Consider the following 24,516-nt stretch of genomic DNA (forward strand, 5'->3'; position numbering starts at 1 on the left):
GGTGGGGAGGAAACGGCGTCAGTTTACAGGAGTCACCTCGGCAGGGCGGGGGTGTCCGAAAGACCCGGAGCGGTGCGGCGGGGCAGCCCATTGCGCTTGGCCCACCACCCCATGGTCGCGGCGACGACGGCCATCAGGGCGACGTTGATCAAGATGCTCGGGTCACCCGTACCGACCGAGCGATCCATCATCGTGCTGAAGTCTGAGAACGGCATCGTCGCTTCGGACAGGACGTTGTTGACCACGTGCATGGCGACGGCCGCCTCGAGTCCTCCGGTACGCCAGGTCATCCAGGATGCGGCCAGCCCGAAGCAGAAGTAGTACAGGTTCAGCCAGGGGTCGGCGGCCATGTGCAGGCTCATGAAGACCGCGGCGCCGACGATCGCCGCGATCGTCCAACCCACCACCTCGTTGCGGAAGTACGACCCGATCGCCCGGGCAAGGAAGCCACGGATGAGGTACTCCTCGCCTGCGGCTTGGAGCGGCGTCGTCAGCACGATGCCCGCGATCATCAGACCCGTGTACCACTTCAGCTCCAGATCCTGGGGCGGCTGGACCGCGTACTCGATGCCCACCGCGATGATCCAGAGGGGCAGGATGATCAGCAGCGCACGCCCCAGCCAGCGCCAGCGGAAGCCGCCCTGGATCGAGCTCAGCCAGCGCGGGCGCTGGCCCAAGATGCCCCATCCGAGCAGCATCGTGATCGGGATGGCCGAGGCGATCCCGACATTGTTGGCCAGGAACATCCAGGGGCCGATGCGCATCTCGCCGCGGCCGAGCGCTTCGGCCAGCGCCCGGTCGCGCGCCACGTCGGCGAAGACCGCCGGGACCTGGATCACGATCTGCACGAGGAACCACGCCAATCCCACAGCCAGCGCGGCGACGATGGGCTTCCACCAGCGCCACTTCGGGGTCCGGAAGAACTGGTGATAGGCCGCCTCCCGGATCGGAAGCCCCGGATCGCGCACGAACGGCCGCCCCGGTTGCGGGACGCCCGAGAGCCACCCGGGCTGGCCCACCGGCGGAACCGGACCGCCGGGCAGCACGCCCGGGGGAAGCGGGACGCCGGGCGGGACCGGCCCGCCGCGCTGCTCCCCCGCCAGCGACCCTCCGCGGCCGGGCGCGGGAAGACGTCCGGGCTCCTGCGGTGCCGCACCGTCCCAGCGTGGCTCGTCCGCGCCGGCGCGCAGGTGGTCGGGACGCTCGCTCATTCGGAGACTCCTTCGGGGAACCAGAGGCCGATCTCACGCTCGGCGGATTCGACGGTGTCGGACGCGTGGACGATGTTGCGCTGGTTCGAGGACGCGAAATCGCCGCGGATCGACCCCGGAGACGCCTTGACGCCGTCCGTCGCGCCGTTCAGGACGCGCACGGCCTCGATAGCCCGCTCCCCCGACAGCACCACCGCGACCAACGGACCCGAGGTGATGAAGTCGCGCAGCCCCGGGTACCACGGCTGATCGACGTGCTCGGCGTAGTGCCGGTCGGCGAAAGCGGCGTCGATGCGCCGCAGCTGGAGCTGCTCGATGGCGAGCCCCTTCGTCTCGTACCGGCTCAGGACGGCGCCCACGAGGCCGCGGCTCACGGCGTCGGGCTTGATGAGGACGAGGGTCTGCTGGACGTCGGTCATGAGGGCAGACTATCCGGGCGATCGGACAACTTTCGCCGTCGCCCCTGGCGGGCGAGGACGCTCCGCCCGGAGGCTAGGCGTCCTCGGGCTCCAGCCGACGTCCCAGCACGAACGTCACCAGCCACAGCAGGGCGAAGATCGACCCCATCGCGAACATCCAGGGCGTCGCGAAACCGAGCCCGACCGCGACGGCCTGCGCGAGCCAGCCCAGAACGAATCCGACAGGGCGCCGCAACGTGAAGGCCGCGGCGAGCGCCAGCACCGCCGAGCCGACGCCCAGGCCGACAGCCATGCCCGGCCCCTGGTCCGCCACCTGCACCATGCCGGCGATGGCGAGCAGGAACACGACGGCCTCGAAGATCAGGATCGTCATGAGCACCCGGGTCATCGGGTTGCCGGCGCGCAGCATCAGCGGTCCTCCTCGGCGAGGTCGTCAGCGCCGGCCTCCCCGCCGTGCTCGTGCACGAGGAGCCCCCGCGCCTCGCCGGCCGCCACCACCGACCCCGCGATCAGGATGCCTGCCCCTGCCCCGTCGGCGTCCGCGAGGGCGACGGCACGCTCGATGGCGTCCGCGATGGAGGGAGCGCTGACGACGCGGTCCTCGCCCACGATCCCGGCCGCGATGTCGGCCAGTTCGTCGACGGGCATCCCGCGGTCCGTCGAGGCCACCTGGGTGCACACGATCGTCTGCATCTGCTCGGCGAAGATCTCCAGGACTCCCTCGACGTCCTTGTCAGCCATCATCGCCACCACCCCGATGAGCGGCGTGAAGGTGAACGACTCGGCCAACGCGTCCATCGTGGCCCGCGCCCCGTGCGGGTTGTGGCACGAGTCGAGCACGATCGTCGGGCCCTGCCGGACGACCTCCAGTCGCGCCGGCGCCGTGACGGCCTCCAGGCCCTCGGCCAGCGCGTCGGCGGGCACCGGCTTACCGCCGAGGAACGCCTCCACCGCGCCGAGCGCGAGCGCGGCGTTGTGCGCCATGTGCGCGCCGAAGACCGGCAGGATCAAGTCGCCGACGGGTCCGCCCGCGCCCTCCAGCCGGACGATCTGGCCGCCGACGCCGGGCTGCCGGTCGAGCAGGGCGAAGCCCTCCCCCTCGGCCACGATGCGCGCGCCGACCTCCGCGCAGCGCTCCACGATGACCTCGGCGACCTCGGGCGCTTGGGCAGCGACGACCGCGACCGACCCCTCCTTGATGATCCCGGCCTTCTCTGTCGCGATCTCGGCGCGCGTGGAGCCCAGGATGTGGGTGTGGTCCAGATCGATCGGGCAGATCACAGCCACGGACGCGTCCGCCACGTTGGTGGCGTCCCAGCGTCCGCCCAGGCCGACCTCGACGACCGCGACGTCGACCGGCGCCTCGGCGAACGCCCAGTACGCAAGCCCGGTCATCACCTCGAAGAACGTCATAGGGATGCCGTCGATCTCCTGGGCGTCCACCATGGCAATCAGTGGCTGCACCTCCCCCAGCAGCGCGTCGAAGCGCTCCTTCGCGATCGGCTCGCCGTCGATGCAGATGCGTTCGGTCAGGTCCATGAGGTGCGGGCTGCAGTAGCGGCCGACACGCAGCCCCATCGCCAGCAGGATCTTCTCGATCATGATCGCGGTGGTGCCCTTGCCGTTCGTCCCGGCCACCTGGATCACCGGATACGCCCGTTGGGGGTCGCCCATCAGATCGCACAGCGCCTCGACGCGGGCCGTGCTCGGACCGACGCGATGTTCGGGCCAGCGAGCCTGGAGCTCGGCGACGATGCGGTCGTGTGCGGAGTCACTCATGATGCGGAAGCCTACCGACCTGGACGGCTCCGACCGGTGCGGACGCCGCGACGAGAGCCCCGCCCGGCAACCCGCGGCGCACGGCTCCCCGGGACGCGCGGGGGCGCCACCGTATACTCGCGGGCGTGGCAACAGTGACGACACGCGTTCACAGGTCCTGGCAGGACTGGGCGGGGCTGGCAGCCCGCCTGATCCTCGGCATCGTCCTTCTCGTCTCCGGGGGGCTCAAGCTCGGCAACCTCGGCGAGTCCGTCAACGCCGTGCGCGGGTTCCAGATCCTCCCCTACGACCTCACAACGCCGGTGGGCTATCTCCTCCCGTTCGGGGAGGTCGCCCTCGGCCTCCTACTCGTCACGGGACTTCTGACCCGCTGGGCCGGACTGGCCGGCGCCCTGCTGATGGTGGCGTTCATCATCGGGATCGCCCGCGCGTGGGCGATGGGCCTGAGCATCGACTGCGGGTGCTTCGGCGGCGGCGGGCCCGTCGAACGGGAGCGGGCCATCGCCCAGTACCCGCTCGACATCGCCCGCGACGTTGGCCTCGCCCTGTGCGGACTGTGGCTGGCTGTCCGGCCGCGTACGCCGTTCTCTCTCGACGCGGCGCTGTTCCACCGCTACACCCTCGACGACTTCACCACTGATCGGGGCGCCGACGAGGCGCCCGTCGACGCTGATCTCCAAAGGAGTGCTACCCATGCCCAGTAACGCGGCCAACAAGCGTGAGCAGTTGCGCGCGCTGCAGGAGGCGCAGGACCGCCAGCGCCGCAACCGGCGCCTGATCGGGATCTCCGCGGCCGTCATCGCGCTCGTGCTGATCGTGGTGTTCGCGTGGATGGCCATCTCGTCCATGAACACGCGGAACCAGAACGCGGCCGCGGCGGTCGCGCCGAACGCCACGGCCAACCGGGACGGCATCATCATGTACCCGGGCAAGGCGAAGGCGAACGCGCCCGTCGTGCACGTCTACCTCGACTACCAGTGCCCGATCTGCCACGTCTTCGAGACCCGCCTCGGCCCGACGCTGGACGAGATGGGCCAGGCCGGCGAGGTGCAAGTCATCAACCACACGATGACGTTCATGGACGGCAACCTGCGCAACACCGCGTCCACCCGCGCCGCCATCGCCGCGACGTGCTCCGACTCCCAGGGCGTGTACCCGCGCTTCAACTCGACGGTCTTCTCCAACCAGTCCGCCGAAGAGGTCCCGGGCAGCGTCGGCTACACCGACGACCTGCTGCGCCAGACCATCCCGACGCAGCTCGGCATCACCGGGCAGCGGCTGTCCGACTTCCAGGCCTGCTACGACACCAAGGCGCCCCAGGACTTCCTGGACGGCGTGAACCGCATGGCCTACGACGCCCAGGTCACCGCGACGCCCACCATCAAGGTCGGCGACAAGGTCCTCAGCCAGCTCAATCCGCAATCGACCACCCCGGAGCAGTTCCGGCAGATGGTCCTCCAGGGCTGACGGGCGGATCGACTCCGGTCGCCGGGCGGCGCGTTCGTCGCCCGGCGACCGCTTCGTTTCCGGCCCCCAGGGCACGGACGCCCGGACGATATGACGTCCCGCCGGTCGGACGACTAAAATCGGTGACCATGACTGCCCCGGCCTCGAACTCCGTGTCTGCGTCCGCCCCGATCATCCCGGTGGTACCGGACCGGCCCGTGCTCGAGGGCCTCGAACAGCGCTGGCTGGAGCGCTGGCGCGACGAGAAGACGTATGCCTTCGTGCGTCCGGAGGCGCGCGAGCAGGTGTTCTCGATCGACACCCCGCCGCCCACGGTCTCGGGCTCGCTGCACGTGGGCCACGTGTTCAGCTACACGCACACCGACCTCGTCGCGCGCTACCAGCGCATGAACGGCAAGCACGTCTTCTACCCGATGGGCTGGGACGACAACGGCCTGCCCACCGAGCGCCGCGTCCAGAACTATTACGGGGTGCGGTGCGACCCGTCCATCCCGTACGACCCCGACTTCACCCCGCCCGCCAAGCCGGACCCCAAGCGCCAGGTCCCGATCAGCCGCCGCAACTTCATCGAGCTCTGCCTGGAGCTCACCGAGGTGGACGAGAAGGTCTTCGAGGACCTGTGGCGCCGCATCGGCCTGTCCGTCGACTGGAGCACCCTCTATTCCACGATCTCGGCCGAGTCGCAGACCGTCGCCCAGCGCGGCTTCCTGCGCAATCTGGCCCGCGGCGAGGCCTACCTGTCCGAGGCGCCGACGATGTGGGACGTGACGTTCCAGACCGCCGTGGCCCAGGCGGAACTGGAGGCGCGCGACTACCCCGGCTTCTACCACAAGCTGAACTTCCACGGCGCGGACGGCCCCGTGCAGATCGAGACGACGCGGCCGGAGCTGCTCGCGGCGTGCTGCGCCCTGATCGCCCACCCCGACGATGAGCGCTACCAGCACCTCTTCGGGACCACCGTGACCACCCCGGTGTTCGGCGTCGAGGTGCCCGTCCTCGCGCACCCGGCTGCCGAGCCCGACAAGGGCGCCGGCATCGCGATGTGCTGCACGTTCGGCGACCTGACCGACGTCACCTGGTGGCGCGAGTTGCGGCTGCCGACCCGCACCATCATCGCTCGGGACGGCCGCATCACCCGCGAGACCCCCGAGTGGATCGTCGAGAAGGAGCCCTTCGAGCAGCTCGCCGGCAAGACCACGTTCAGCGCTCGGGAGATCATGGTCGAGCTGCTGCGCGACGCGGGCGACCTTGACGGCGAACCCACGCCCACCCAGCGCAAGGCGAACTTCTACGAGAAGGGCGACAAGCCGCTCGAGATCGTCTCGACCCGCCAGTGGTACATCTCCAACGGCGGACGCGACGAGCAGCTGCGCGCGGAACTGCTGAAGCGCGGCGAGGAGCTCGCCTGGGTGCCCGAGCACATGCGGCATCGCTACTCGAACTGGGTGAACGGCCTCAACGGCGACTGGCTGATCAGCCGGCAGCGCTTCTTCGGCGTCCCGTTCCCGCTGTGGTACCGCCTGGACGCCGACGGCGAGCCCGTGTACACCGACCCGATCACCGCGGACGAGGCGTCCCTTCCGGTCGACCCGGCGTCGCAGTGCCCGCCCGGCTTCGACGAGTCCCAGCGCGGCGTGCCCGGCGGCTTCATCGGCGACCCCGACGTCATGGACACGTGGGCGACGTCGTCGATGACCCCGCACATCGCCTGTGGCTGGGAGCGCGACGAGGAACTGTGGAACCTGACGTTCCCCATGGACCTCGCCCCGCAGGCCCACGACATCATCCGCACCTGGTTGTTCAGCCGGGTGGTGCGCGCGCACCTCGAGAACGACTCCCTGCCGTGGGCGCGGGCGACGATCTCCGGCTTCGTGGTCGACCCCGACCGCAAGAAGATGAGCAAGTCGAAGGGCAACGTCGTCGTCCCGACCGACATCCTCGACCGCTTCGGCGCGGACGCGGTGCGCTGGCGGGCGGCCATGGCCCGACCCGGCATGGACTCCCCTTTCGACGAGACCCAGATGAAGGTCGGCCGGCGCCTCGCCACCAAGGTGCTCAACGCGTCCAAGTTCGTGCTGAACCTGGCCACGGCCGCCCGGCCCGGCCAGGACGCCGTCGAGGCGCACCCGATCGTCCTGGACGCGGCGGCCGTGACGCATCCCGCTGACCAGGCCGTGCTGGCCGGGCTTCGCGACGTGGTCCGCGCGGCGACGGACGCCTTCGAGGCGTACGACTACACCAGCGCCCTCGAGGCGACCGAGCGGTTCTTCTGGTCGTTCTGCGACGACTACCTCGAGCTCGTCAAGGAGCGCGCTTACGGTTCGGCCGGCGAGGAGGCCGCGGCGTCCGCGCGTCAGGCGCTGGCGATCGCGCTGCACGTGCAGCTGCGGCTGTTCGCGCCGTTCCTCCCGTTCGTCACGGAGGAGGTCTGGTCGTGGTGGCAGTCGGGCACCGTGCACCACGCCGCATGGCCCACGGTCGATGAGCTGCCCGAGGGCGGCGACGCCGCCCTCCTCGACGATCTCGCCGCCGTGCTGATCGGCATCCGCGGCGCGAAGTCGCAGGCGAAGGTCTCGATGAAGACCGAGGCCACCCATGCCACCATCACCGGCCCGGCCGACCAGATCGCCCGCCTCCGCTCGCTCGAGGACGACCTTCGGGCGGTCGGACGCCTCACCGGCGACGTCGCGTGGACCGACGGCGACGACACGGTGCGCGTCGAGCTGGAACTCGCCCCCGCGAACTGACGCCGCAACGCACCGCGCTCACGCACGAGGCCCCGCCCGGGATCTCCGGGCGGGGCCTCGCGTCCTGCGTTGGCCTGGCGACTAGCCGTTCTTGCCGTGGTAGGCGGCCACGATCAGGTCGGCCATGGCCCCCGGCGACATCTGAGCCGCGTTGAGGACCAGGTCGTAGTACGCCGGGTCGGTCGGGTCGTAGCGCATCATCCGGGTGGACATCTGGTTGCGCATCCGATCCTCACGAGCCCGCCGCGCTGAGGCGACATCCTCGCTGAGTCCGAGCGTCTCCATCGCGTTGCGCACCCGGTACTCGACGGGCGCGTGCAGCCGGACGTGGACGACTCCCGGAGCCTTCGCCAGCACCGCGGTGGCGTCGTGTCCGATGATGACGCCGCCGTCGCTGCGGACCATCGACTGGATGTTGGCGATGTTGTCCTGCACCAACCGATGGTCGGCCTCGGCGTCGGCCCCGGTCGCATAGTCGGTGTCGTTCATGCCGGTGTTGCGGAACGACAGCAGGAAACGATCGAAGCCGCCGGGCTCGGACGCCGCGGCATGCTTACCGCCCACGTCCGCGGTCTCCAGTTCCTCCGAGCTGAACTCCTGGCCGGTCACCGGAACATGCAGCTGCTCGCCGACGAGCTGGGCGACGCGGTCGGCGTTGGTGCCGTACTCGGCGTTGATCGTCACGACGGGGTGCAGAGAAGTGTCCACGCCACCCTCGGCCGCAGCGGCGCCCGCGGGGACGTCCGAACCCTCGGTCGCGCCCGCGGTGCGACGGGCCCGGAGGTCGGCGATGATGTCGCGGTGCTGATCGTTGCTCAGCGGGTAGAAGAAGATGACCAGAACGGCGACGGCACCGAGCGCGGCCGGCACGAAGCCGATCGCCACGCGGATGCCCTGCAGCACCTCCGGGGACTGCTGAGCAACGCCGGCCTGGTAGCCGAAGGCCGTCACGACCGCGCCGCCGAGGGCGCCACCGATGCCCCGGCCGCACTTACGCACGAAGGAGAGGATGGAGTAGCTGCCACCCTCGGAGCGGGTGCCGGTCTTCCACTCGCCGTAGTCGACGGTGTCGGCCTGCATGGAGAACATCAGCGCGTTGGTGCCGCCGGAGCCCGCGCCGAACACGAAGAAGCCGACGATCGTCATGAACAGCGCGCTCGGGCCGCTCGGGACGAGGCCCATGATCAGGTAGCCGACGATGGCCAGGCAGCCCATGGCCATGTACCCGATGCGCTTGCCCAGGCGGACGGTGATCATCGGCACCAGGGAGGCCGAGAGGACGGTGCCGACGGTCTGGGCGAGCATCAGGAACGTGAACAGGCCGGCGTTGCCGAGCACGTAGCGGGCGTAGTACATGCCGACCGCGTTCATCACGAACATGGCCGACAGAAGGAACAGGGCGCCGAGACACAGGGTGAGCAGCGGGCGGTTCTTGCCGACCATCTTCAGCGTGTCCGACAACTTGACCTGACCCGGGGCACGCGGGACGACCTCGCGCGTGCCGCGGAAGCACAGGTAGTACATGCAGATGGCCAGGACGGCCAGAACGATCGTGGTGATCGTGAACTGCATCCGGATGCCGCCGGCCTCGGTGTTGTTGAACTTCGGGGCCAGCACGGCGGACAGGGCGACGCCGGTGATCGCGCCGCCGATGGCGCGGGCACCGGAGAGACGGGAACGGTCCACGGTGTCCCGCGTCATCGCAGCCGACAGCGAGCCGTAGGGGATGTTCACGAACGAGTAGCACAGCTGGAACGCCGCGTCGAAGAGCAGCACCCACACGATGGTCATGGTGGGCGACAGGCCGGCCGGGACGCTGAACAGCAGGACCAGGACGATGGCCAGCGGGAAGCTGCCGAACAGGATCCAGGGACGCAGGCGTCCCCACTTGGTGTCGAAGCGGTCGACGGTGCTGCCGGCGAGGAGGTCGGTCACACCGGCCCAGACCTTGGTCACACCGTAGATGCCGCCCGCGACACCCGCGCCGATGCCGGCGATGTCCGTCATATAGATCATGAGGAACATCGACGTCATCTGGAATGACAGGTTGTTGGCGACGTCGCCGAAGGCATAGGAGAGAACGCGGCCGTTGCTCAGCTTCTGCGTGGCCTCGTCACCCCCAGCCGGCTTCGCCATGGCTTCATTCGTCATTGAAATGTCCCTTTCTCTGGCCGCGATGCAGCCCGCCACGCTGCATCGCGTGCGCCCCGGTCATAGGGCCCTTTAGGTTCTGACCCTCTGCACCTTGGCCGCGAGTTCCCCGGCCGTCAGCGGAAGAATGACAATTTCTTTTTTGTTGGCGCGGTTGCCGAAGACCCCTTGACGAGCGGCGAGAAATGATGGCGCCCCGCGACCCGGGTGGGGTCGCGGGGCACGGCTGAATCCAGGGTCGCCCGGGGGGAGGAGACCCGGGGATGAGGACCGTCAGGCCGATTTGCTGCGCTTGCTGCGGGTGAGCTGGGCGCGCGGCAGAAGTTCCGGCTCCTCCCCGTCGCGGACGACGGCGGCGTCGATGCGCACCTGCGCGACGTCATCGGCGCTCGGCACGTGGAACATGACGTTGAGCAGGATCTCCTCGAGGATCGAGCGCAGGCCGCGGGCCCCGATGCCCCGCTCCAGCGCCAGCTCGGCGATCGCCTCGATCGCGTCGTCGGTGAACTCGAGATCGACGCCGTCCAGCTCGAACAGCTTGCGGAACTGCTTGATCAGCGCGTTCTTCGGCTCCACCAGGATGCGGACGAGCGCCTCAGCGTCCAGTGGGTTGACCGCCGAAATCATCGGCAGGCGGCCGATGAACTCGGGGATCAGGCCGAACTTGTGCAGGTCTTCGGGGCGCACTTCGGCGAACGGATTGGTGGTGCCGCGCTGCCGCACGGCCAGGTCGTTGTTGAAGCCCAGCGGGCGCTTGCCGATGCGCGCATTGATGATGTCGTCGAGCCCCGCGAAGGCGCCGCCCACGATGAACAAGATGTTCGTCGTGTCGATCTGGATGAACTCCTGGTGCGGGTGCTTGCGGCCACCCTGCGGTGGCACGGACGCCGTCGTCCCCTCCAAGATCTTCAGCAGCGCCTGCTGGACGCCCTCGCCCGAGACGTCGCGGGTGATCGACGGATTCTCCGACTTGCGGGCGACCTTGTCGATCTCGTCGATGTAAATGATGCCGGTTTCGGCCTTTTTCACGTCGTAATCGGCAGCCTGGATCAGTTTGAGCAGGATGTTTTCGACGTCCTCGCCGACGTAGCCCGCCTCGGTGAGCGCCGTGGCGTCCGCCATCGCGAACGGCACGTTCAGCATGCGCGCGAGCGTCTGGGCCAGGTAGGTCTTCCCGCAGCCGGTCGGCCCGATCAGCAGGATGTTCGACTTCCCGAGTTCGACCAGCTCGTCGTCAGCGCTGCGGCGCGACGGCGACGCGGCCTGGGCCTGGACCCGCTTGTAGTGGTTGTAGACGGCCACGGCGAGCGCCTTCTTGGCGGTCGCCTGCCCGATGACGTAGCTGTCGAGGAACTCGCAGATCTCCCGCGGCTTCGGCAGCTCCTCGAGAAGGCCGACGTCATGGCCCTCGGAGAACTCCTCCTCGATGATCTCGTTGCACAGGTCGATGCACTCGTCACAGATGTACACCCCGGGCCCCGCGATCAGCTTCTTGACCTGCTTTTGGCTCTTCCCGCAGAAAGAGCACTTGAGGAGGTCGGAGGTCTCCCCGATGCGCGCCATGTCGTCGTCCTTGTCTCGATGGTGGCGAACGGCTAGTTCGCGACGTCCTTGAGGGAGGTCAGCACGTCGTCGATGATGCCGTACTCCTTGGCCTCCTCGGCCGTCAGGTACTTGTCACGCTCGATGTCCTTGCTGATCTGCTCGACACTCTGGTTGGTGTCGTGGGCCAGCATGTTCTCCATCAGGGAGCGGATACGGAGGATCTCCCGCGCCTGGATCTCCAGGTCGGAGCTCTGCCCGTAGCCGCCCTCGGTGGCCGGCTGGTGGATCAGGATGCGGCTGTTCGGGAGCGCCAGGCGCTTTCCCTTCGAGCCCGCGGCCAGCAGCACGGCGGCCGCCGAGGCCGCCTGGCCCAGGCAGATGGTCTGCACATCGGGCTTGATGTACTGCATGGTGTCGTAGATCGCCGTCAGCGCGGTGAACGAGCCACCGGGGCTGTTGATGTACATCGCGATCTGCCGGTCGGGATCCATCGACTGCAAGCACAGCAGCTGCGCCATCACCGCGTTGGCGATGTCGTCGGTGATCGGGGTGCCGAGGAAGATGATGCGATCCTCGAACAGCTTCGTGTAGGGGTCGACGCGCCGGACGCCGTAGCTGGTGCGCTCCTCCCACTGCGGGATGTAGTACTCCATGCCCGGACCCTGCGGAGCGAGGCCTCCCGGCATGTTGTTCGTCGTCATCAAGGGATTCCTCACTGGTTCGGGGCGTCGTGGGACTGAATCTCGGACGCCCGCTCGTAGACATGGTCGATGAAGCCGTACTCCAGCGCCTCCTGCGCGGTGAACCACCGGTCGCGGTCGGAATCGGCCTCGATCTGCTCCAGCGGCTTGCCGGTGTGCTCGGCGATGAGCGCGGCCATCTCTTTCTTGGTCTGGATGATCTGCTCGGCGAGGATCTTGATGTCGGACGCCGTGCCGCCCAGGCCGCCGGACGGCTGGTGCATCATGATCTTGGCGTGCGGCAACGCGTAGCGCTTGCCCTGGGCTCCCGCGCTGAGCAGGAACTGCCCCATGGACGCCGCCAGACCCATCGCCACCGTCGCGACGTCGTTGCTGATCCACTGCATGGTGTCGAAGATCGCCATGCCTGCCGTGACCGAACCGCCCGGGCTGTTGATGTAGAGGTAGATGTCTTTGTCGGGATCCTCCGCGTTCAGCAGCAGCATCTGCGCGCAGATCGCGTTGGCGTTCTCATCCTTCACCTCGGAGCCGAGGAAAATGATGCGGTTCGCCAGCAGCGACTGGTAGACGGAATCGCCCATGCTCGTGGCCATGGGCGAGCCGGCGGCCGCGTTGATACCGCCCGTCGGGACGCGGGTAGGTTGGATTTCGTTCACACCGCGAACCTACCCGGCACGACGGACATTTCCGAGCAGACCGGGGCGGTGTTCGCTGATGGCAAAAGCCCCCGCGACCGGCCGGTCGCGGGGGCTTTCGATGAACGGATCCTCTACTCGGCCGAGGCCTCGTCGTCGGTGCCCGCGGTGCCGTCATCCGCGGCGGAATCGGCAGAGCCGTCGGCGGCTTCCTCCGCCTGGGCCGACTTCTCGGCCTTCGCGGGCTTCTTGGCCTTCGCCGGCTTCCCCGCCTTGGCGGACTTGGCGGCCTTCTTCGGCGCGTCGGGCTCCGCCTCGTCCTTCGTCGCGTCGTCGTCGGCCGACTCGGCGGACTCAGGGGAGTCCGGCGACTCGGCGGACTCAGGGGAATCGGGCGACTCGGGCGACTCGTCGTCGTCCTCGTTCGTCTCCTCGCCCGGGATCGCCACGTCGACGGCGTTGCCCTCGGTGTCGGTCACGGTGGCAGCGGTCACGATCGACTGCAGAGCCTTGCTGCGGCGGATCTCCTGCATCCACTCCGGAGCGTGGTTGTGCTCCATCATGTGCTGCGCCTCGGCCTCGGGCGTCGTCTGGTTCTGCGCCGCCCGGCGGAAGAGCATCTCGGTCAGCTCCTGCTGGTCGACGCCGATCTCGTTGTCGTCCGCGAGCTTGTCGAGGATGATCTGCGCCTTGAGCGCCTCACGGGTGCGCTTCTCGATCTCCGCCCAGAACTCCTCGGGGGTGTCAGCCTCTTCCTCGGTCTCGTCGAGGTAGCGCTCGAGGGTGTAACCGGCCTGCTCGAGCTGGCTGTTGATCTGCTGGGTGCGGTTCTCGACCTCGGCCGCCACGAGCCCCTCGGGGAGTTCGAAGTCCGCCTTCTCGACGAGCTGCTCCAGCACCTTGTCGCGGGCCTGGTTGACCTGCTCCACCTGAGCCATCTGGTCGACGCGGGTGGCGAGGTCGGAGCGCATCTCCTCGACGGTGTCGAACTCGGAGATCATCTGGGCGAACTCGTCGTCCACCTCGGGCAGCGTCTCGGACTGGACCTTGGTGATCTCGACGTGGATGTCGGCCTCGGAATCCTTCGCCGGGCCGCCCACGAGCGTGGAGCTGAAGTCAGCGGACTCCCCCGCCGACTTGCCCGTGACGGCCTCGTCCAGGCCCTCCAGCATGCCGCCGGAACCCAGCTTGTAGGTCACGCCGGACGCCTCGGCGTCCTCGATGGCCTCGCCGTCCTTCGTCGCGGTGATATCGAGGGTGACGACGTCGCCGTCGGCGGCCGCACGGTCGACGTCTTCGCGCGTGGCGAAGCGCTGACGCATGATCTCGATGCGCTCGTCGACCTCGGTCTCGGTCGGCTGCAGCGGCTCGACCTCGACGGACAGCGTCGAGAAGTCGGGCAGGTCGAAGTCGGGACGGACGTCCACCTCGGCGGTGAACTCGACGAGCTCACCGTCCTCGAGCTTCGTCACGTCCACCTCGGGCTGGCCGAGCGGGACGGCGCCGGACTCGGCCAGCGCGGCCTCGTACGCGGACGGCAGCGCCTCATTGATCGCCTCCTGCAGCACCATGCCGCGGCCGAAGCGCTGGTCGATGATCTGGGCCGGCACCTTTCCCTTGCGGAAACCGGGGATGTTCACCTGACTGGCGATCTCGCGGTAGGCCTTGTTCAGGTGCGGCTGCAGGTCCTCGAACGGGATCTCGATGGTGAGCTTGATCCGCGACGGGCTGAGCTGCTCGACGGTGCTGGGCACGAAGTGACTCCTGTTGGTTGCTTGCGATTGACGTCGTGGAGCGGATGACGGGAATCGAACCCGCGTAGCCAGTTTGGAAGACTGGGGCTCTACCATTGAGCTACATCCGCGAAGGGCGCCGATCCAGGTTAGCCCACACCGGCGTTCGACACACGTCGGACCCGCACGACGGCCCGGTTCGGCGATCTCCAACGCTTGCGAGACGGCCCGTTCGAGGGATTCATCGCCCCGCTCCCGCTTCGGGGACCCGATCCTCCTCACCAGCCGGCGCCGCCGACAGCGCGCCAATCAGGCCCCGTTCGCCGCGATCCGCACCGGCAGCAGCGCCTGGGACGCCCGCCGCGCCTCGTCGACGAACACCTCGAGCATCCGGCCGAGGATGGGCGCCTCGTCGGGGTCCTCGGGAACGATCCTGACCCGAAGGTGCTCGCCCAGCAGACGGTTGGTGAACTCGACGATCAGCTCCTCCGACTCACCGAGCAGGAGTTCCAGGTCCAGGGTGCCCAGCGTCGGGGACTGGCCGGCCAGGCTGACGTCGAGCTCGGTGGCAACCTGCCGCAGCCATGTCTGCCGAACCTCGGGCGACAGCGAACGCAACTGCTCGATCGTGGAGCTCAGCTCGGGCTCGGAACGATCAGGCGACGGGGCCGAACCCGCCTCTGTTGGGACGGCGGCACCCCCGCCGGCGGCTCCCGACGACAGCGTCCCGGGGTCGAGACCCAGCGCGGATTCGATCTTGGCCCGCGTCGGAATGTGCGGCCAGCGCGTCCCGTCGAGGAACTTGCCCAGCGTGCCGGGGTCGATCTCGGCCGCTGACGCAAGCGCTGCGAAGGTCAGCCCCTGCCGCGCCATCTCGGTGCGCACCAAGGCGCGCGCTCGTTGCTTGTCGACCTCGTTGGTGGGCACCCGGTGGTCCTGACCTTCCTCAAAATCGCCCCTCCGCGGCCCGTCCCACGGCGGGAATCTGCAATGGAGCGTACGGGCATTGTCAGAGCATTCTGGCGGATCGCAGCGCATCGCCGCAGGACATCGGGCGAGGTGGAAGAAGGGCGAGGGGGGCGCCGGAAGGGACCAGTTTCCGCGCCCCCCTCTGCGTCTCGACAACCGGGGGATGATCGTCGGACGGTAGCCTCTGGCGCGCTGGGCGCGCCTCGTGCACAACGAAAACTTACCATGAAGTTCCCACAGCAGCCAAGCGATCTTCTGGGAACTTCCGAAACCTTCCTCCACTCTGGGCGTCAAATGTGAATCCCCTTATGGGATGGGGATTCGGCCGGGTTTGCCAGCCCCGGGGAGGTCTCCCCCCTCCTTCTGCACCACGAATGTGCGGGAGTGTGATGGCTCCCCGCACGATTGTTCAACGGGTATCAGCGGCTCGGGTCGGCTCAGCGTCGCCACCGCCCGCGACGGGGGATCGGCCCCCAGCCTCCTGCCGCAGGGGCTTGGGCTCGACCGTCGTCACGCACAGGAGATCGATCGCGCCGAGCGGTGCCGCAACGATCGTGGGAGCCACGACACGTCTGGTCGTCGAGGTGGCCGGTCCGCAGGCGTAGTCTGCCTGCTCAGTGCGCGTTCGACGCGCAGCACCCGGCCGGGCCACCCCGAGGGACGGAGTCGTCATGTCAGTCACCACCTCCCGGTCGCTGCTGGGTCCGGGCAACGAGTCGGCCGCGGCCGTCCTGCGGGCCGCGCTCGGCGACGACGCCGTCAGCACCCGCGCGCTCGACCGGGTGGCGCTGGCGGTCGACGCGTCCCACTATCTGCGGACCCCCGACGCCGTGCTTCGGGCCAGGTCGGCGTCCGACGTCGGGGTCGCCATGGGGGTGTGCGCCCAGCTCGGCTGGCCGCTCACCCTGCGATCGGGCGGCAGCAGCCTGTCGGGGCAGGCCCTCGCCGAGGGTCTGTGCGTGGATGTGCGACGCCACTTCCGCGACTTCGAGGTGCTCGACGACGGCGCGCGCCTGCGCGTCCAACCCGGCGTGACGATCCGGCAGGCGAATGCCGCGCTCGCGCGGTATGGCACCAAGCTGGGGCCCGATCCGGCGTCCGAGGTCGCCTGCACCGTCGGCGGCATGATCGCCAACAATTCCTCCGGCATGACGTGCGGGACCATTGCGAACGCCTACCGGACGCTCGAGTCCCTGACGCTGGTGCTGCCCAGCGGGACGGTCGTCGACACCGCCTCCCCCACCGTCGAGGATGATCTGCGTCGCCGCGAGCCCGCCCTCGTCGCGGTGCTCGAGCGCCTGCGCGACGAGATGCGGCGGGACGCGGTCCGCACCGACCTCGAGCGCCGCTACGCCATCAAGAACACGATGGGCTACGGCCTCAACTCCTTCCTCGACCACGACTCGCCCGTCAAGATCCTCGAGCACCTGATGGTCGGATCGGAGGGCACCCTGGGATTCGTCGCCGAGGCGGTCTTCCGCACGGTCCCGGTCCCGGCGCAGACCGCGACCGGCCTGCTGCTGTTCGAGTCCCTGGACACCGCCACCGCCGCGCTCGGCGACCTGGTCTCGTCCGGCGCGGCGGTCGTCGAACTGCTCGACGCCGCGTCCATGCGGGCGATGGGTTCCGACGCACGGGCGGTCCTGCCCGAGGGCTTCCAGCCGGACGGGCACGCGTCCCTGCTGGTCGAGTACCAGGGCGTCGACGAGGACGCCATCGCCCGCGGCATCGCGGCCGGGCAGGACGCGTTCGGCGGGTTGCGCGGGTTGGCGGACGCGCCCGAGCTCACGCGCAACCCCGCGCGGCGAGAGCAGATGTGGGTCATGCGCAAGGGGCTCTACACGAAGGTGGCCCGCAATCGTCCCACGGGCACCGCGGCGCTCCTGGAGGACGTCGCTGTGCCCGTCGCCTCCCTCGCCGAGGTGTGCGCCGAACTTCAGGGGCTGTTCGACCGGCACCACTACGCCGACGCGGTGATCTTCGGCCACGCGAAGGACGGGAACATCCACTTCCTCGTCACCGAGGACTTCTCCGGCCCCGAGTCGCTGCGCCGCTATGACGCGTTCACCGAGGACATGGTCGACCTCGTGCTCGGACGCGCCGGGACGCTGAAGGCCGAGCACGGCACCGGGCGCATCATGGCGCCGTTCGTCCGGCGGCAGTACGGGGATGAGCTCTACCGGGCCATGTGGGACATCAAGCACGCCTGCGACCCGCGCGGCGTCCTCAACCCGGGTGCGGTGCTCACCGAGAACCCGCGGCTGCACCTGGAGAACATCAAGAGGACCGACCCCGTCCGACCCGTGCTGGACGACTGCGTCGAGTGCGGCTACTGCGAGCCGGTGTGTCCGAGCCAGCACCTGACCACGACCCCGCGACAACGGATCGTCGTGCAGCGGGCGCTGGCGGCGGCGGAGGCGTCCGGGGCGGACCAGTTGGTCGAGGCGCTCACGGAACAGGAACGCTACGACGTGATCGAGACCTGCGCGGTGGACGGGATGTGCGTCACCGCGTGCCCCGTACAGATCAACACCGGCGACCTCGTCCGCCAGTTGCGGCGTGAGGGACAGCCTCGGGTTCTCGATCGCGCGTGGGAGGGGGCCGCTCTGCACTGGGACGCGGTGACGACGGCGGCGTCCGGGGGGCTGACGTTGGCCGGCGCCTTGCCGACGCCGCTGGTACGCGGGGCTCTCGGGGTCGCGCGAGCGGTCGCGGGGGCCGACGTGGTGCCGACGCTGTCCGCGGAGCTTCCCGCGGGCGGGGCGACGCGCAAGCCGCGGCCCGCCGACGCCCCGGACGCGGTCTTTCTTCCCGCGTGTGTGGGGACGATGTTCGGACCGGGGAACGCGTGTGGCACGGGTGTCGAGGCCGCCGTCCGAGCGCTGGCCGAGGCCGCGGGCAAGACCCTGACCACGCCCGCGGGAGTGCAGGAGTTGTGCTGCGGCACGCCGTGGAAGTCGAAGGGGCTGACGCGTGGCTACGACGTGATGCGCGACAAGCTGGCCTCGTGGGTCGTCGAACACACCCGGGGCGGCGCGCTGCCGTTGGTGTGCGACAACGCGTCCTGCACCGAGGGGATCCAGGTGGCCCTGCAGAATGCGGGCATCGAGGGGATCCGCGTGGTGGACGCCGTCGCATGGGTGGCCGAAGAGGTCGCACCGTCGCTGCCCCCGGTCAGGAAGGCCGGGCGTGCGGTCGTCCACCCGACGTGCTCGTCGACTCAGCTGAGCATCAACGGAGCGTTGATCACGTTGGCCGGGTTGGTCGCCGACGAGGTGCGCGTCCCCGAGCGCTGGCGCTGCTGCGGATTCGCCGGCGACCGCGGGCTGCTGCACGAGGAACTCACCGCCACAGCGACCCGAGATGAGGCGGCGGACGTCCGGGCGCTGGCGGCCGATCTCCACCTGTCGCTGAACCGCACCTGCGAGATCGGGATGACCCGTGCCGTCGGTAAGGAGTACGTCCACGTCCTCGTGGAGCTGGCGTCGCGGCTCCGATGACACGGCTGACGCCCAGGGCGTCCCTTCGCCGCGCACGGACCGCCTGGCCGGGGGGTAACCCCGGCCACAACCGCACTGACCGCGTGAAGAACCCCAGCGCGTCGTCGCCCCCGGGAGCATCCCCACCCGAAGAGCGCGTATGGCCGGCCCACCCCGACCACGCCGTCAGTCCGGCGGCCCACCCCCCAACACCGCGTCACTCCGACGCAACCCGGCCACGCAATCAGTCCGGCAGATCGACCACGCCCTCAGCACGGCGCACCCGAGGCCGTCCTCCGCGTCACGCTGGGGTCAGCCACACCCGAACCCGCGTCACTCCGGCCGATCGCACCCGGCCACCGCGTCACTCGGGGCGGGAACTCGGCGCCCATCCGCGGTGACCGGCCACCGCACCGGAAGCGCCGACCTCGCTCTCGAAAGTGCCCCGACTTCTCAGCGAATGAGGCAGAACGGATGCCCCGCCGGATCGAGGTAGACGCGGAATCCACCGTCCTGGGAGGGCTGATGCTCATGCACGATGGCCCCGACCTCCAGGGCATGCGGTTCGGCGGCGTCGATGTCGCCGACGCTGAAGTCGAGGTGGAACTGCTGGGGATGAGAACCGCCGGGCCACGTCGGCTCGACATAGTCGTCGATCCGCTGGAAAGCCAGCGTCGGGCGTCCCTCGGGGTTGTCCGGGCCGACCCCGCCGCCGGGCGGGACCAAAGTCACCCAGTCCCGGTCTGCTCCGTCCTCCATCGGCCAGCCGAGGAGGCGGGAATAGAACGTGCCAAGTTCCATGGCGTCCGGGCAGTCGAGCACAACCAGATCGAGCTTCACGGAGATCGTCATTGCCTCACGCTAATTCACCACCTCCGGCGGGCGATAGGCCCCCGCGCCGCTGGGGCGGGGTTTCCCGCCTCGTCTCATCAGCGACAAGCGAGCGGCGACGATCTGCAGGAGCTGGCGCCCGGTGTGCGCGGGCTTCGAGAGAAGGGTCCCCGCGGCTACGCGGACCACCTGCCAGCCCTCGATGGCGAGCTCCATGTCGCGGTCGCGGTCGTGGAGGAAGGCGTCCCGGGTGGTGTGGAACTCGAACCCGTCAACCTCGATGGCGAGCAGGAGGTCGGGCAGGGCGGCGTCCAGGTACGCGGTCCCCGCAGTCGACACCACGCGATGGTTGGTGCTCCAGGCACACGGAAGCGACAGGCCGCGCAACACGTGGTGAAGGGCGCGTTCAGCCTCTGACCAGGGTTGATCCCGGGAGTCGTGGAGCAGCCACCTGCGCCTCCGATTGCCGCGTCGGTGGGGCGTCTCGTCGAGGGCTGTCCAGAGTTGTGCCAGCGTCACCACTCGTCGGCGGAGCGCCTCGTCGATCACGCGGCCGCCGAGGTCGTCGACGAGGTCGAGCACGGTCTGCGCAGCATCCGTCACCCGCAGTCGTCCGATGGTGACGACGCGATCGGCCCCGAGACGGCGCCGCTGGAACCGGAACCCGGCGGCCGGGCGCGACTGACGCCGAACGGCGGTCACGACGGGTGCTTCCAGATCGGGCCACCACGTCAGGCGAGCCGCGGCCCGGCCCGTCACGACCGCGTCCGGTGAGGCCAGCATCAGCGCCCGAACGCGGAGCTCCACCACATCCGTCAGCAGGACCATGCGGTCGCTGTTTCCGGCTTCGGCGTCGTTCTCCGGAATCGCCTCGGCGGGCATTTCCGCGCGGCTCGGCGCCCAGATGCCCGGGAGGATGCGCCGAAGCCGGCCCTTGCGGGCCAGTCGGGAGACCGCTTGTCGCTGCGCAGCCGTCGCGCCGCGCGCGTCGACCAGCCCTGCCTGGAGAAGTTCCGGATCGAGTGCTTTCACTCCCTCCACTATGGGAATGTCCTCCCCGATCACGTCACAAATTCACCGTTCACTGTTCCCTAGGGGCCCGGCTCCGCCTCGATCGGCGGGTCCGGGGCGACTGACGGTGACCTTTGTGACGAACGATGGCCACGACCGGCCCTCGGGGCGAGCGCCTCCAGCGATTCCGGAGGAGACACTTGACGAAATCGCGCGGCGGGACGACGCTATCCGCGAACTTGATCGTTCAAACGGCGTCGCACGGACGGCATTGCCGCCGACCGAACCTTGATGGCGCCGGGCGAGCGTGATGGCGCCACCAGCCCGATCAGGGGCGCCGTCAGAAACCACAGGGAGGTGGACCGGATGAAGCGACCGACGCTCGTCAGCCTCGCCCGGGAACTCGGGGTCTCCCGCCAGACGGTCTCGAACGTTCTCAACGCCCCGCACCTGGTCAAACCCGAGACCCGCGAACGCGTGCAGGCCGCCATCACAGCGTCCGGCTACCGTCCCAATGTCGCCGCGCAGTCGCTCCGCAAAAGGCGCTCCATGACCCTGGCGATGCGCATCTATCCCACGTTGGACGGCATCAACGGCGCCGTCATGGACCGCTTCCTGCATCACCTCGTGGACGCCCTGCGCGGCCGTGGCTACCACCTGCTGCTGGTCACGGCGGACAGCTTCGACGACGAGGTCGAGGTGCTGCGCGATATGCATGAGCGGGGACGCATCGACGGATGCATCCTGACCGACTCCCATGTCGACGATGACCGGCCCACCCGGCTCGCTGATGATGGCCTCGCCGTCTGCGCCTTCGGCCGTCCGTGGGGCAGGACGGACGAGGCGTCCCACATCTGGGTGGACGTGGACGGCGCGGCCGGCACCCGCAAGGCGACGGAGCACCTGTTGCGTGCCGGGCATCGTCGCATCGCCTTTCTGGGTTGGACCGACAGCAGCGACGTGGGCAACGACCGCCGCCGCGGCTGGGAGGACGGCCTGCGCGCTGCAGGCCTGCCGGGTGAGGCGCTCGAGCTACGGACCGAGAGCGTCGACCGCTTCCAGGCCGGCTTCGAGGCGGCGGAGAGGCTCCTGTCCCGGGGCGCGGACGCCGCGGTGTGCGCGTCCGACTCCCTCGCCCTCGGCGCGCTCGAGGCCTTCCGTCGTCGCGGCATCACGCTTTTCCCCCGGGCGCCCATCGTCGGCTTCGACAACACCCCGATCGCGTCGGCCAGCGGCCTGTCGAGCGTCGACCAGTGCGTCGAGGACGCCGCCGAGGCTCTGACCGCGCGGTTCACCGCTCACCTGTCCCGCCAGGGTCCCTCCCCCACATCCGAAGCCGGCGCCCGCCTGCTCGAGCCCGAACTGGTCGTGCGCGAACTCGGCTCCCTGTTCACCCCTTGATCCCTGCCTCCGGGCACGGAACCAACCCCTCCCACCCGCGACGACGTCGCACCGACAACGAAGGAAGGTGAAGGAGTAAGCGCGTCGTATCCCTGGCCTCGGCGCGCGGACTCGCCGCGCGGCGCTCAGAACAGTGCGTCGCCGGCGACGCGACGCTCCATGTCCAGCAACGCCTGCTTGCGTTCGATCCCGCCGGCGTACCCGGTGATGGCGCCGTCGCTGCCGATCACGCGATGGCAGGGGACGACGATGCTGAGCGGGTTGTGCCCGTTGGCGGCCCCGACCGCCTGGGCAGCGCGCGGCTTGCCGATCTCGGCGGCGATCTCGCCGTAGCTGCGCGTCTGCCCGTAAGGGATCGCACGCAGCCGTTCCCACACCTGCCGCTGGAACTCGGTGCCCTCGAGCGCGAGCGGGAGATCGAAGGTTTGACGTTCGCCGCGGAGGTACTCCTCGAGCTGGCGGGCGGCTTCCTGAAGGACGCCCGGCGCGTCCTCGCGGCAACGTTCCTCGCCGACGTCCTGGCCGGAGTGCGGCTCGCCGAACCACACCGCCCGGAGGCGCGTGTCGTCACCGACGAGGATGAGCGGCCCGACGGTCGTGTCGTGCACAAGGTGCGTGAGGTCTCCGGTCATGGCGTCTCCTGAGGTCGTGAGTGTGGTCGGGGTAGTCGCGCGTAGAGCGAGGTCGGGTCGCTCGCCCACAGCAGCGCGGTCAGGTACGAGCGCCACGGACGGTGCCTCTCGGCCCAGGCGGTCAGGTGTCGCGGCTCGGCCGGCAAGCCCTGGGACGCCGCCGCGCGCCGGATGCCGAGGTCGCCGCCGGGCCACGCGTCCGGCTCGCCGAGCCCGCGGAGCAGTATCATCTCGGCGGTCCAGGGCCCGACGCCGGGCAGGGCGAGCAGATTCTCGCGGGCGCGCTCGCGGTCTGCGCCCGGACCGAGGTCGAGTTCGCCCTCGGCGAGCGCGCGGGCGAGACCGCGCAGGGTGCGTCGCCGGCTTGCGGGGATCCCCGGCAGCGCCTCGTCCGGGGCGTCGGCCACCGCAGCGGGTGTTGGGAACAGATACGTCGGCTGGCGGACGCTTTCCCCCTCGCGGGGCAGAGCGGGCCCCGGCACGTCGTCTCCGGCGCGTGCGCGCGACCCGAGCCCGGGGTCCGCGGTCGACTCCGTGCCCTGTTCGCCGGCACCGACGTCATCGGCCGACCCGGGCACCAACTCCCCCAGCGCGCGGATCAGCCGTCCGACGTGCGTGGACGCCGCCGCGCCGGACACCTGCTGGGCCAAGACCACCCGCAGCGCAAGCTCGGCGGCGTCCGGCGAACCGGGCAGCCGGACGCCCCTGGTCGCGGCGACCAGGCACGCCAGGGCCGGATCGGTCGCGAGGTGAGCGTCGACAGCGTCGGGGTCGGCGTCCAAGTCGAGGAGGCGACGGCAGCGTCCGATCGCGGTGGCCAGGTCGCCGAGGTCGGCCAGGCGCAGCGTGAGCCCGACGTGCCGGTCGCCCGGCCCGGGGGCGCGCAGCCGCACCTCGCCCGGTCCCCGTGGCAGGCGCAGCGTCCGGGCGAAGACCTGTTCCCCCGGGAGCCACGCCTCCACCCCGGGGGCCGCCGTGGCGACGAGGTGCCCGAACAGACTGGGCGCGTGCAGCGGGGCACGGAATGGGAGGCGCAGGTGCAACGTGAGATCGCCCGGTGGGGCATCGGCCGTCCGTCCGCCTTCGCGAGACGCGGCGTCCCTTGGCAGGGTCATCCCGGGTTGCCCCTCGGCGGTGAGCGCCACACCCCGGCTCTTCCTCCTCGCGGACGCCCTGAGCCCGGTGGGGGTGGTGGCGTAGACCTCCTGGACGGTGTCGTTGAACGAGCGGATGCTGGCGAACCCGGCCGCGTGCGCGACGTCGGCCATCGACAGCGAGGTCCCCTCGATCAGCAGGCGCGCGGTCTGTGCGCGCTGCGCACGCGCCAGCGCGAGAGGACCGGCGCCGAGCTCTGCGACGAGCAGCCGCTCGACCTGACGCGTCGAATAGCCGAGCCGCGTGGCCAGGCCGTCGACCCCGTCGCGGTCCACGACGCCGTCAGCGACGAGCCGGACCGCCCGCGCCGCGACATCGCCGCGCACATGCCAGTCCGGCGAACCGGGGGTGGCGTCCGGTAGGCAACGCTTGCATGCACGCAACCCCGCGCCCTGCGCGGCCGCGGCGCTCGGAAAGAACCGCATGTTGCGCACCTTGGGCGTGATCGCCGGGCAGCTCGGCCGGCAGTAGATGCCCGTGGACAGCACGCCTGTGACGAACCAGCCGTCGTAGCGCGGGTCCTTGCTGCGTACGACGGCCACGCACCGGTCGTGATCGAGGTACATCGCCTGGGCCATACTCACCATCCTGCCCCGCACGGCGCGGCTGTTCTAGCAGAAATCCGACATGACACCCGCAGGGGACGCGAC

General features: G+C 69.7%; 18 protein-coding genes, 1 tRNA gene and 1 pseudogene. 5 read left to right on the plus strand and 15 right to left on the minus strand.

The window, feature by feature from the left end:
• Positions 1-32 precede the first annotated feature (32 nt).
• From BN1187_RS09970 to BN1187_RS09985, 4 genes are all read right to left on the minus strand, one after another.
• On the minus strand, positions 33-1,211 hold the full coding sequence (locus BN1187_RS09970; protein ID WP_040161309.1) for a CPBP family intramembrane glutamic endopeptidase: 1,179 nt from the start codon (positions 1,209-1,211) through the stop codon (positions 33-35).
• Positions 1,208-1,630: a nucleoside-diphosphate kinase gene (gene ndk, locus BN1187_RS09975; protein ID WP_040161312.1), complete on the minus strand. Its 423-nt coding sequence runs from the start codon at positions 1,628-1,630 to the stop codon at positions 1,208-1,210. The genes BN1187_RS09970 and ndk overlap by 4 nt, the downstream gene beginning before the upstream one ends.
• 73 nt (positions 1,631-1,703) lie before the next feature.
• Entirely contained in the window at positions 1,704-2,039 is a 336-nt protein-coding gene (locus BN1187_RS09980; protein ID WP_040161314.1) for a DUF4233 domain-containing protein, read from the minus strand.
• Entirely contained in the window at positions 2,039-3,409 is a 1,371-nt protein-coding gene (locus tag BN1187_RS09985) for a bifunctional folylpolyglutamate synthase/dihydrofolate synthase (protein WP_040161318.1), read from the minus strand. The genes BN1187_RS09980 and BN1187_RS09985 overlap by 1 nt, the downstream gene beginning before the upstream one ends.
• Positions 3,410-3,534: 125 nt before the next feature.
• Here BN1187_RS09985 and BN1187_RS09990 point away from each other — a divergent pair.
• The 3 genes and pseudogenes from BN1187_RS09990 to valS form a co-directional block, all read left to right on the plus strand.
• A pseudogene (locus BN1187_RS09990) lies at positions 3,535-4,005 on the plus strand (MauE/DoxX family redox-associated membrane protein); the annotation flags it as partial.
• 97 nt (positions 4,006-4,102) lie between these two features.
• Positions 4,103-4,876, plus strand: a complete 774-nt coding sequence (locus BN1187_RS09995; protein WP_040161320.1) for a DsbA family protein — start codon at positions 4,103-4,105, stop codon at positions 4,874-4,876.
• Between the two features lie 128 nt (positions 4,877-5,004).
• Positions 5,005-7,623 (plus strand): valine--tRNA ligase, encoded by a 2,619-nt coding sequence (gene valS / locus BN1187_RS10000; RefSeq protein WP_040162925.1) that lies wholly within the window; start codon positions 5,005-5,007, stop codon positions 7,621-7,623.
• An 81-nt stretch (positions 7,624-7,704) separates the two neighbouring features.
• Here valS and BN1187_RS10005 read toward each other — a convergent pair whose 3' ends face one another.
• The 7 genes from BN1187_RS10005 to BN1187_RS10035 all read right to left on the minus strand — a co-directional run bounded on the left by BN1187_RS10005 (position 7,705) and on the right by BN1187_RS10035 (position 15,315).
• Entirely contained in the window at positions 7,705-9,774 is a 2,070-nt protein-coding gene (locus BN1187_RS10005) for a cytidylate kinase family protein (protein ID WP_218184636.1), read from the minus strand.
• A 273-nt stretch (positions 9,775-10,047) separates the two neighbouring features.
• Positions 10,048-11,337, minus strand: coding sequence for an ATP-dependent Clp protease ATP-binding subunit ClpX (gene clpX / locus BN1187_RS10010; RefSeq protein WP_040161323.1), 1,290 nt, complete (start codon positions 11,335-11,337; stop codon positions 10,048-10,050).
• Positions 11,338-11,369: 32 nt separating this feature from the next.
• On the minus strand, positions 11,370-12,020 hold the full coding sequence (locus tag BN1187_RS10015; RefSeq protein ID WP_040161326.1) for an ATP-dependent Clp protease proteolytic subunit: 651 nt from the start codon (positions 12,018-12,020) through the stop codon (positions 11,370-11,372).
• A gap of 11 nt (positions 12,021-12,031) precedes the next feature.
• Complete coding sequence (locus BN1187_RS10020) at positions 12,032-12,613, minus strand: ATP-dependent Clp protease proteolytic subunit (RefSeq protein ID WP_052462765.1); 582 nt, start codon at positions 12,611-12,613, stop codon at positions 12,032-12,034.
• 176 nt (positions 12,614-12,789) lie between these two features.
• A complete protein-coding gene (tig, locus tag BN1187_RS10025) occupies positions 12,790-14,409 on the minus strand; it encodes a trigger factor (RefSeq protein WP_040161331.1) in 1,620 nt (539 codons plus the stop codon).
• 36 nt (positions 14,410-14,445) lie between these two features.
• A tRNA-Gly gene (locus BN1187_RS10030) sits at positions 14,446-14,519 on the minus strand.
• A gap of 178 nt (positions 14,520-14,697) precedes the next feature.
• Positions 14,698-15,315 (minus strand): helix-turn-helix domain-containing protein, encoded by a 618-nt coding sequence (locus BN1187_RS10035; RefSeq protein ID WP_040161334.1) that lies wholly within the window; start codon positions 15,313-15,315, stop codon positions 14,698-14,700.
• 713 nt (positions 15,316-16,028) lie between these two features.
• Between BN1187_RS10035 and BN1187_RS10040 the strand changes: the two genes are divergently transcribed.
• Positions 16,029-18,857: an FAD-binding and (Fe-S)-binding domain-containing protein gene (locus tag BN1187_RS10040; protein WP_040161336.1), complete on the plus strand. Its 2,829-nt coding sequence runs from the start codon at positions 16,029-16,031 to the stop codon at positions 18,855-18,857.
• Between the two features lie 432 nt (positions 18,858-19,289).
• On the opposite strand, the gene BN1187_RS10045 is transcribed toward BN1187_RS10040, so the two are convergent.
• Positions 19,290-19,676 carry a VOC family protein gene (locus BN1187_RS10045; protein ID WP_235750651.1) on the minus strand — a complete coding sequence of 129 codons (387 nt, stop codon included), beginning with the start codon at positions 19,674-19,676 and terminating at the stop codon, positions 19,290-19,292.
• Between the two features lie 21 nt (positions 19,677-19,697).
• Positions 19,698-20,732 (minus strand): hypothetical protein, encoded by a 1,035-nt coding sequence (locus tag BN1187_RS10050; protein WP_040161339.1) that lies wholly within the window; start codon positions 20,730-20,732, stop codon positions 19,698-19,700.
• Positions 20,733-21,044: 312 nt separating this feature from the next.
• Here BN1187_RS10050 and BN1187_RS10055 point away from each other — a divergent pair, with 312 nt between their 5' ends.
• Entirely contained in the window at positions 21,045-22,079 is a 1,035-nt protein-coding gene (locus BN1187_RS10055; RefSeq protein ID WP_040162930.1) for a LacI family DNA-binding transcriptional regulator, read from the plus strand.
• A 125-nt stretch (positions 22,080-22,204) separates the two neighbouring features.
• Here BN1187_RS10055 and BN1187_RS15125 read toward each other — a convergent pair whose 3' ends face one another.
• Together BN1187_RS15125 and BN1187_RS10065 are read right to left on the minus strand one after the other, a co-directional pair.
• Complete coding sequence (locus BN1187_RS15125; protein ID WP_040161341.1) at positions 22,205-22,711, minus strand: methylated-DNA--[protein]-cysteine S-methyltransferase; 507 nt, start codon at positions 22,709-22,711, stop codon at positions 22,205-22,207.
• Positions 22,708-24,444 (minus strand): DNA-3-methyladenine glycosylase 2 family protein, encoded by a 1,737-nt coding sequence (locus BN1187_RS10065; RefSeq protein WP_315969073.1) that lies wholly within the window; start codon positions 24,442-24,444, stop codon positions 22,708-22,710. Before BN1187_RS10065 ends, BN1187_RS15125 begins: the two co-directional genes overlap by 4 nt.
• Between the last annotated feature and the right edge of the window lie 72 nt (positions 24,445-24,516).

The organism is Nigerium massiliense, assembly GCF_000826085.1.
In the GTDB taxonomy this organism is placed as follows: Bacteria; Actinomycetota; Actinomycetes; order Propionibacteriales; family Propionibacteriaceae; genus Propioniciclava; species Propioniciclava massiliense.

What these genes read in the sequence shown, in the direction of transcription:
- ndk (WP_040161312.1), bottom strand. Translation starts at nt 1,630, where the DNA reads ATGACCGACGTCCAGCAGACCCTCGTCCTCATCAAGCCCGACGCCGTG.
- BN1187_RS10020 (WP_052462765.1), bottom strand. Translation starts at nt 12,613, where the DNA reads ATGGCCACGAGCATGGGCGATTCCGTCTACCAGTCGCTGCTGGCGAAC.
- BN1187_RS10040 (WP_040161336.1), top strand. Translation starts at nt 16,029, where the DNA reads ATGTCAGTCACCACCTCCCGGTCGCTGCTGGGTCCGGGCAACGAGTCG.
- BN1187_RS09970 (WP_040161309.1), bottom strand. Translation starts at nt 1,211, where the DNA reads ATGAGCGAGCGTCCCGACCACCTGCGCGCCGGCGCGGACGAGCCACGC.
- BN1187_RS15125 (WP_040161341.1), bottom strand. Translation starts at nt 22,711, where the DNA reads ATGACCGGAGACCTCACGCACCTTGTGCACGACACGACCGTCGGGCCG.
- BN1187_RS10065 (WP_315969073.1), bottom strand. Translation starts at nt 24,444, where the DNA reads ATGGCCCAGGCGATGTACCTCGATCACGACCGGTGCGTGGCCGTCGTA.
- BN1187_RS09985 (WP_040161318.1), bottom strand. Translation starts at nt 3,409, where the DNA reads ATGAGTGACTCCGCACACGACCGCATCGTCGCCGAGCTCCAGGCTCGC.
- BN1187_RS09980 (WP_040161314.1), bottom strand. Translation starts at nt 2,039, where the DNA reads ATGCTGCGCGCCGGCAACCCGATGACCCGGGTGCTCATGACGATCCTG.
- BN1187_RS09995 (WP_040161320.1), top strand. Translation starts at nt 4,103, where the DNA reads ATGCCCAGTAACGCGGCCAACAAGCGTGAGCAGTTGCGCGCGCTGCAG.
- clpX (WP_040161323.1), bottom strand. Translation starts at nt 11,337, where the DNA reads ATGGCGCGCATCGGGGAGACCTCCGACCTCCTCAAGTGCTCTTTCTGC.
- BN1187_RS10015 (WP_040161326.1), bottom strand. Translation starts at nt 12,020, where the DNA reads ATGACGACGAACAACATGCCGGGAGGCCTCGCTCCGCAGGGTCCGGGC.
- BN1187_RS10055 (WP_040162930.1), top strand. Translation starts at nt 21,045, where the DNA reads ATGAAGCGACCGACGCTCGTCAGCCTCGCCCGGGAACTCGGGGTCTCC.
- BN1187_RS10005 (WP_218184636.1), bottom strand. Translation starts at nt 9,774, where the DNA reads ATGACGAATGAAGCCATGGCGAAGCCGGCTGGGGGTGACGAGGCCACG.
- valS (WP_040162925.1), top strand. Translation starts at nt 5,005, where the DNA reads ATGACTGCCCCGGCCTCGAACTCCGTGTCTGCGTCCGCCCCGATCATC.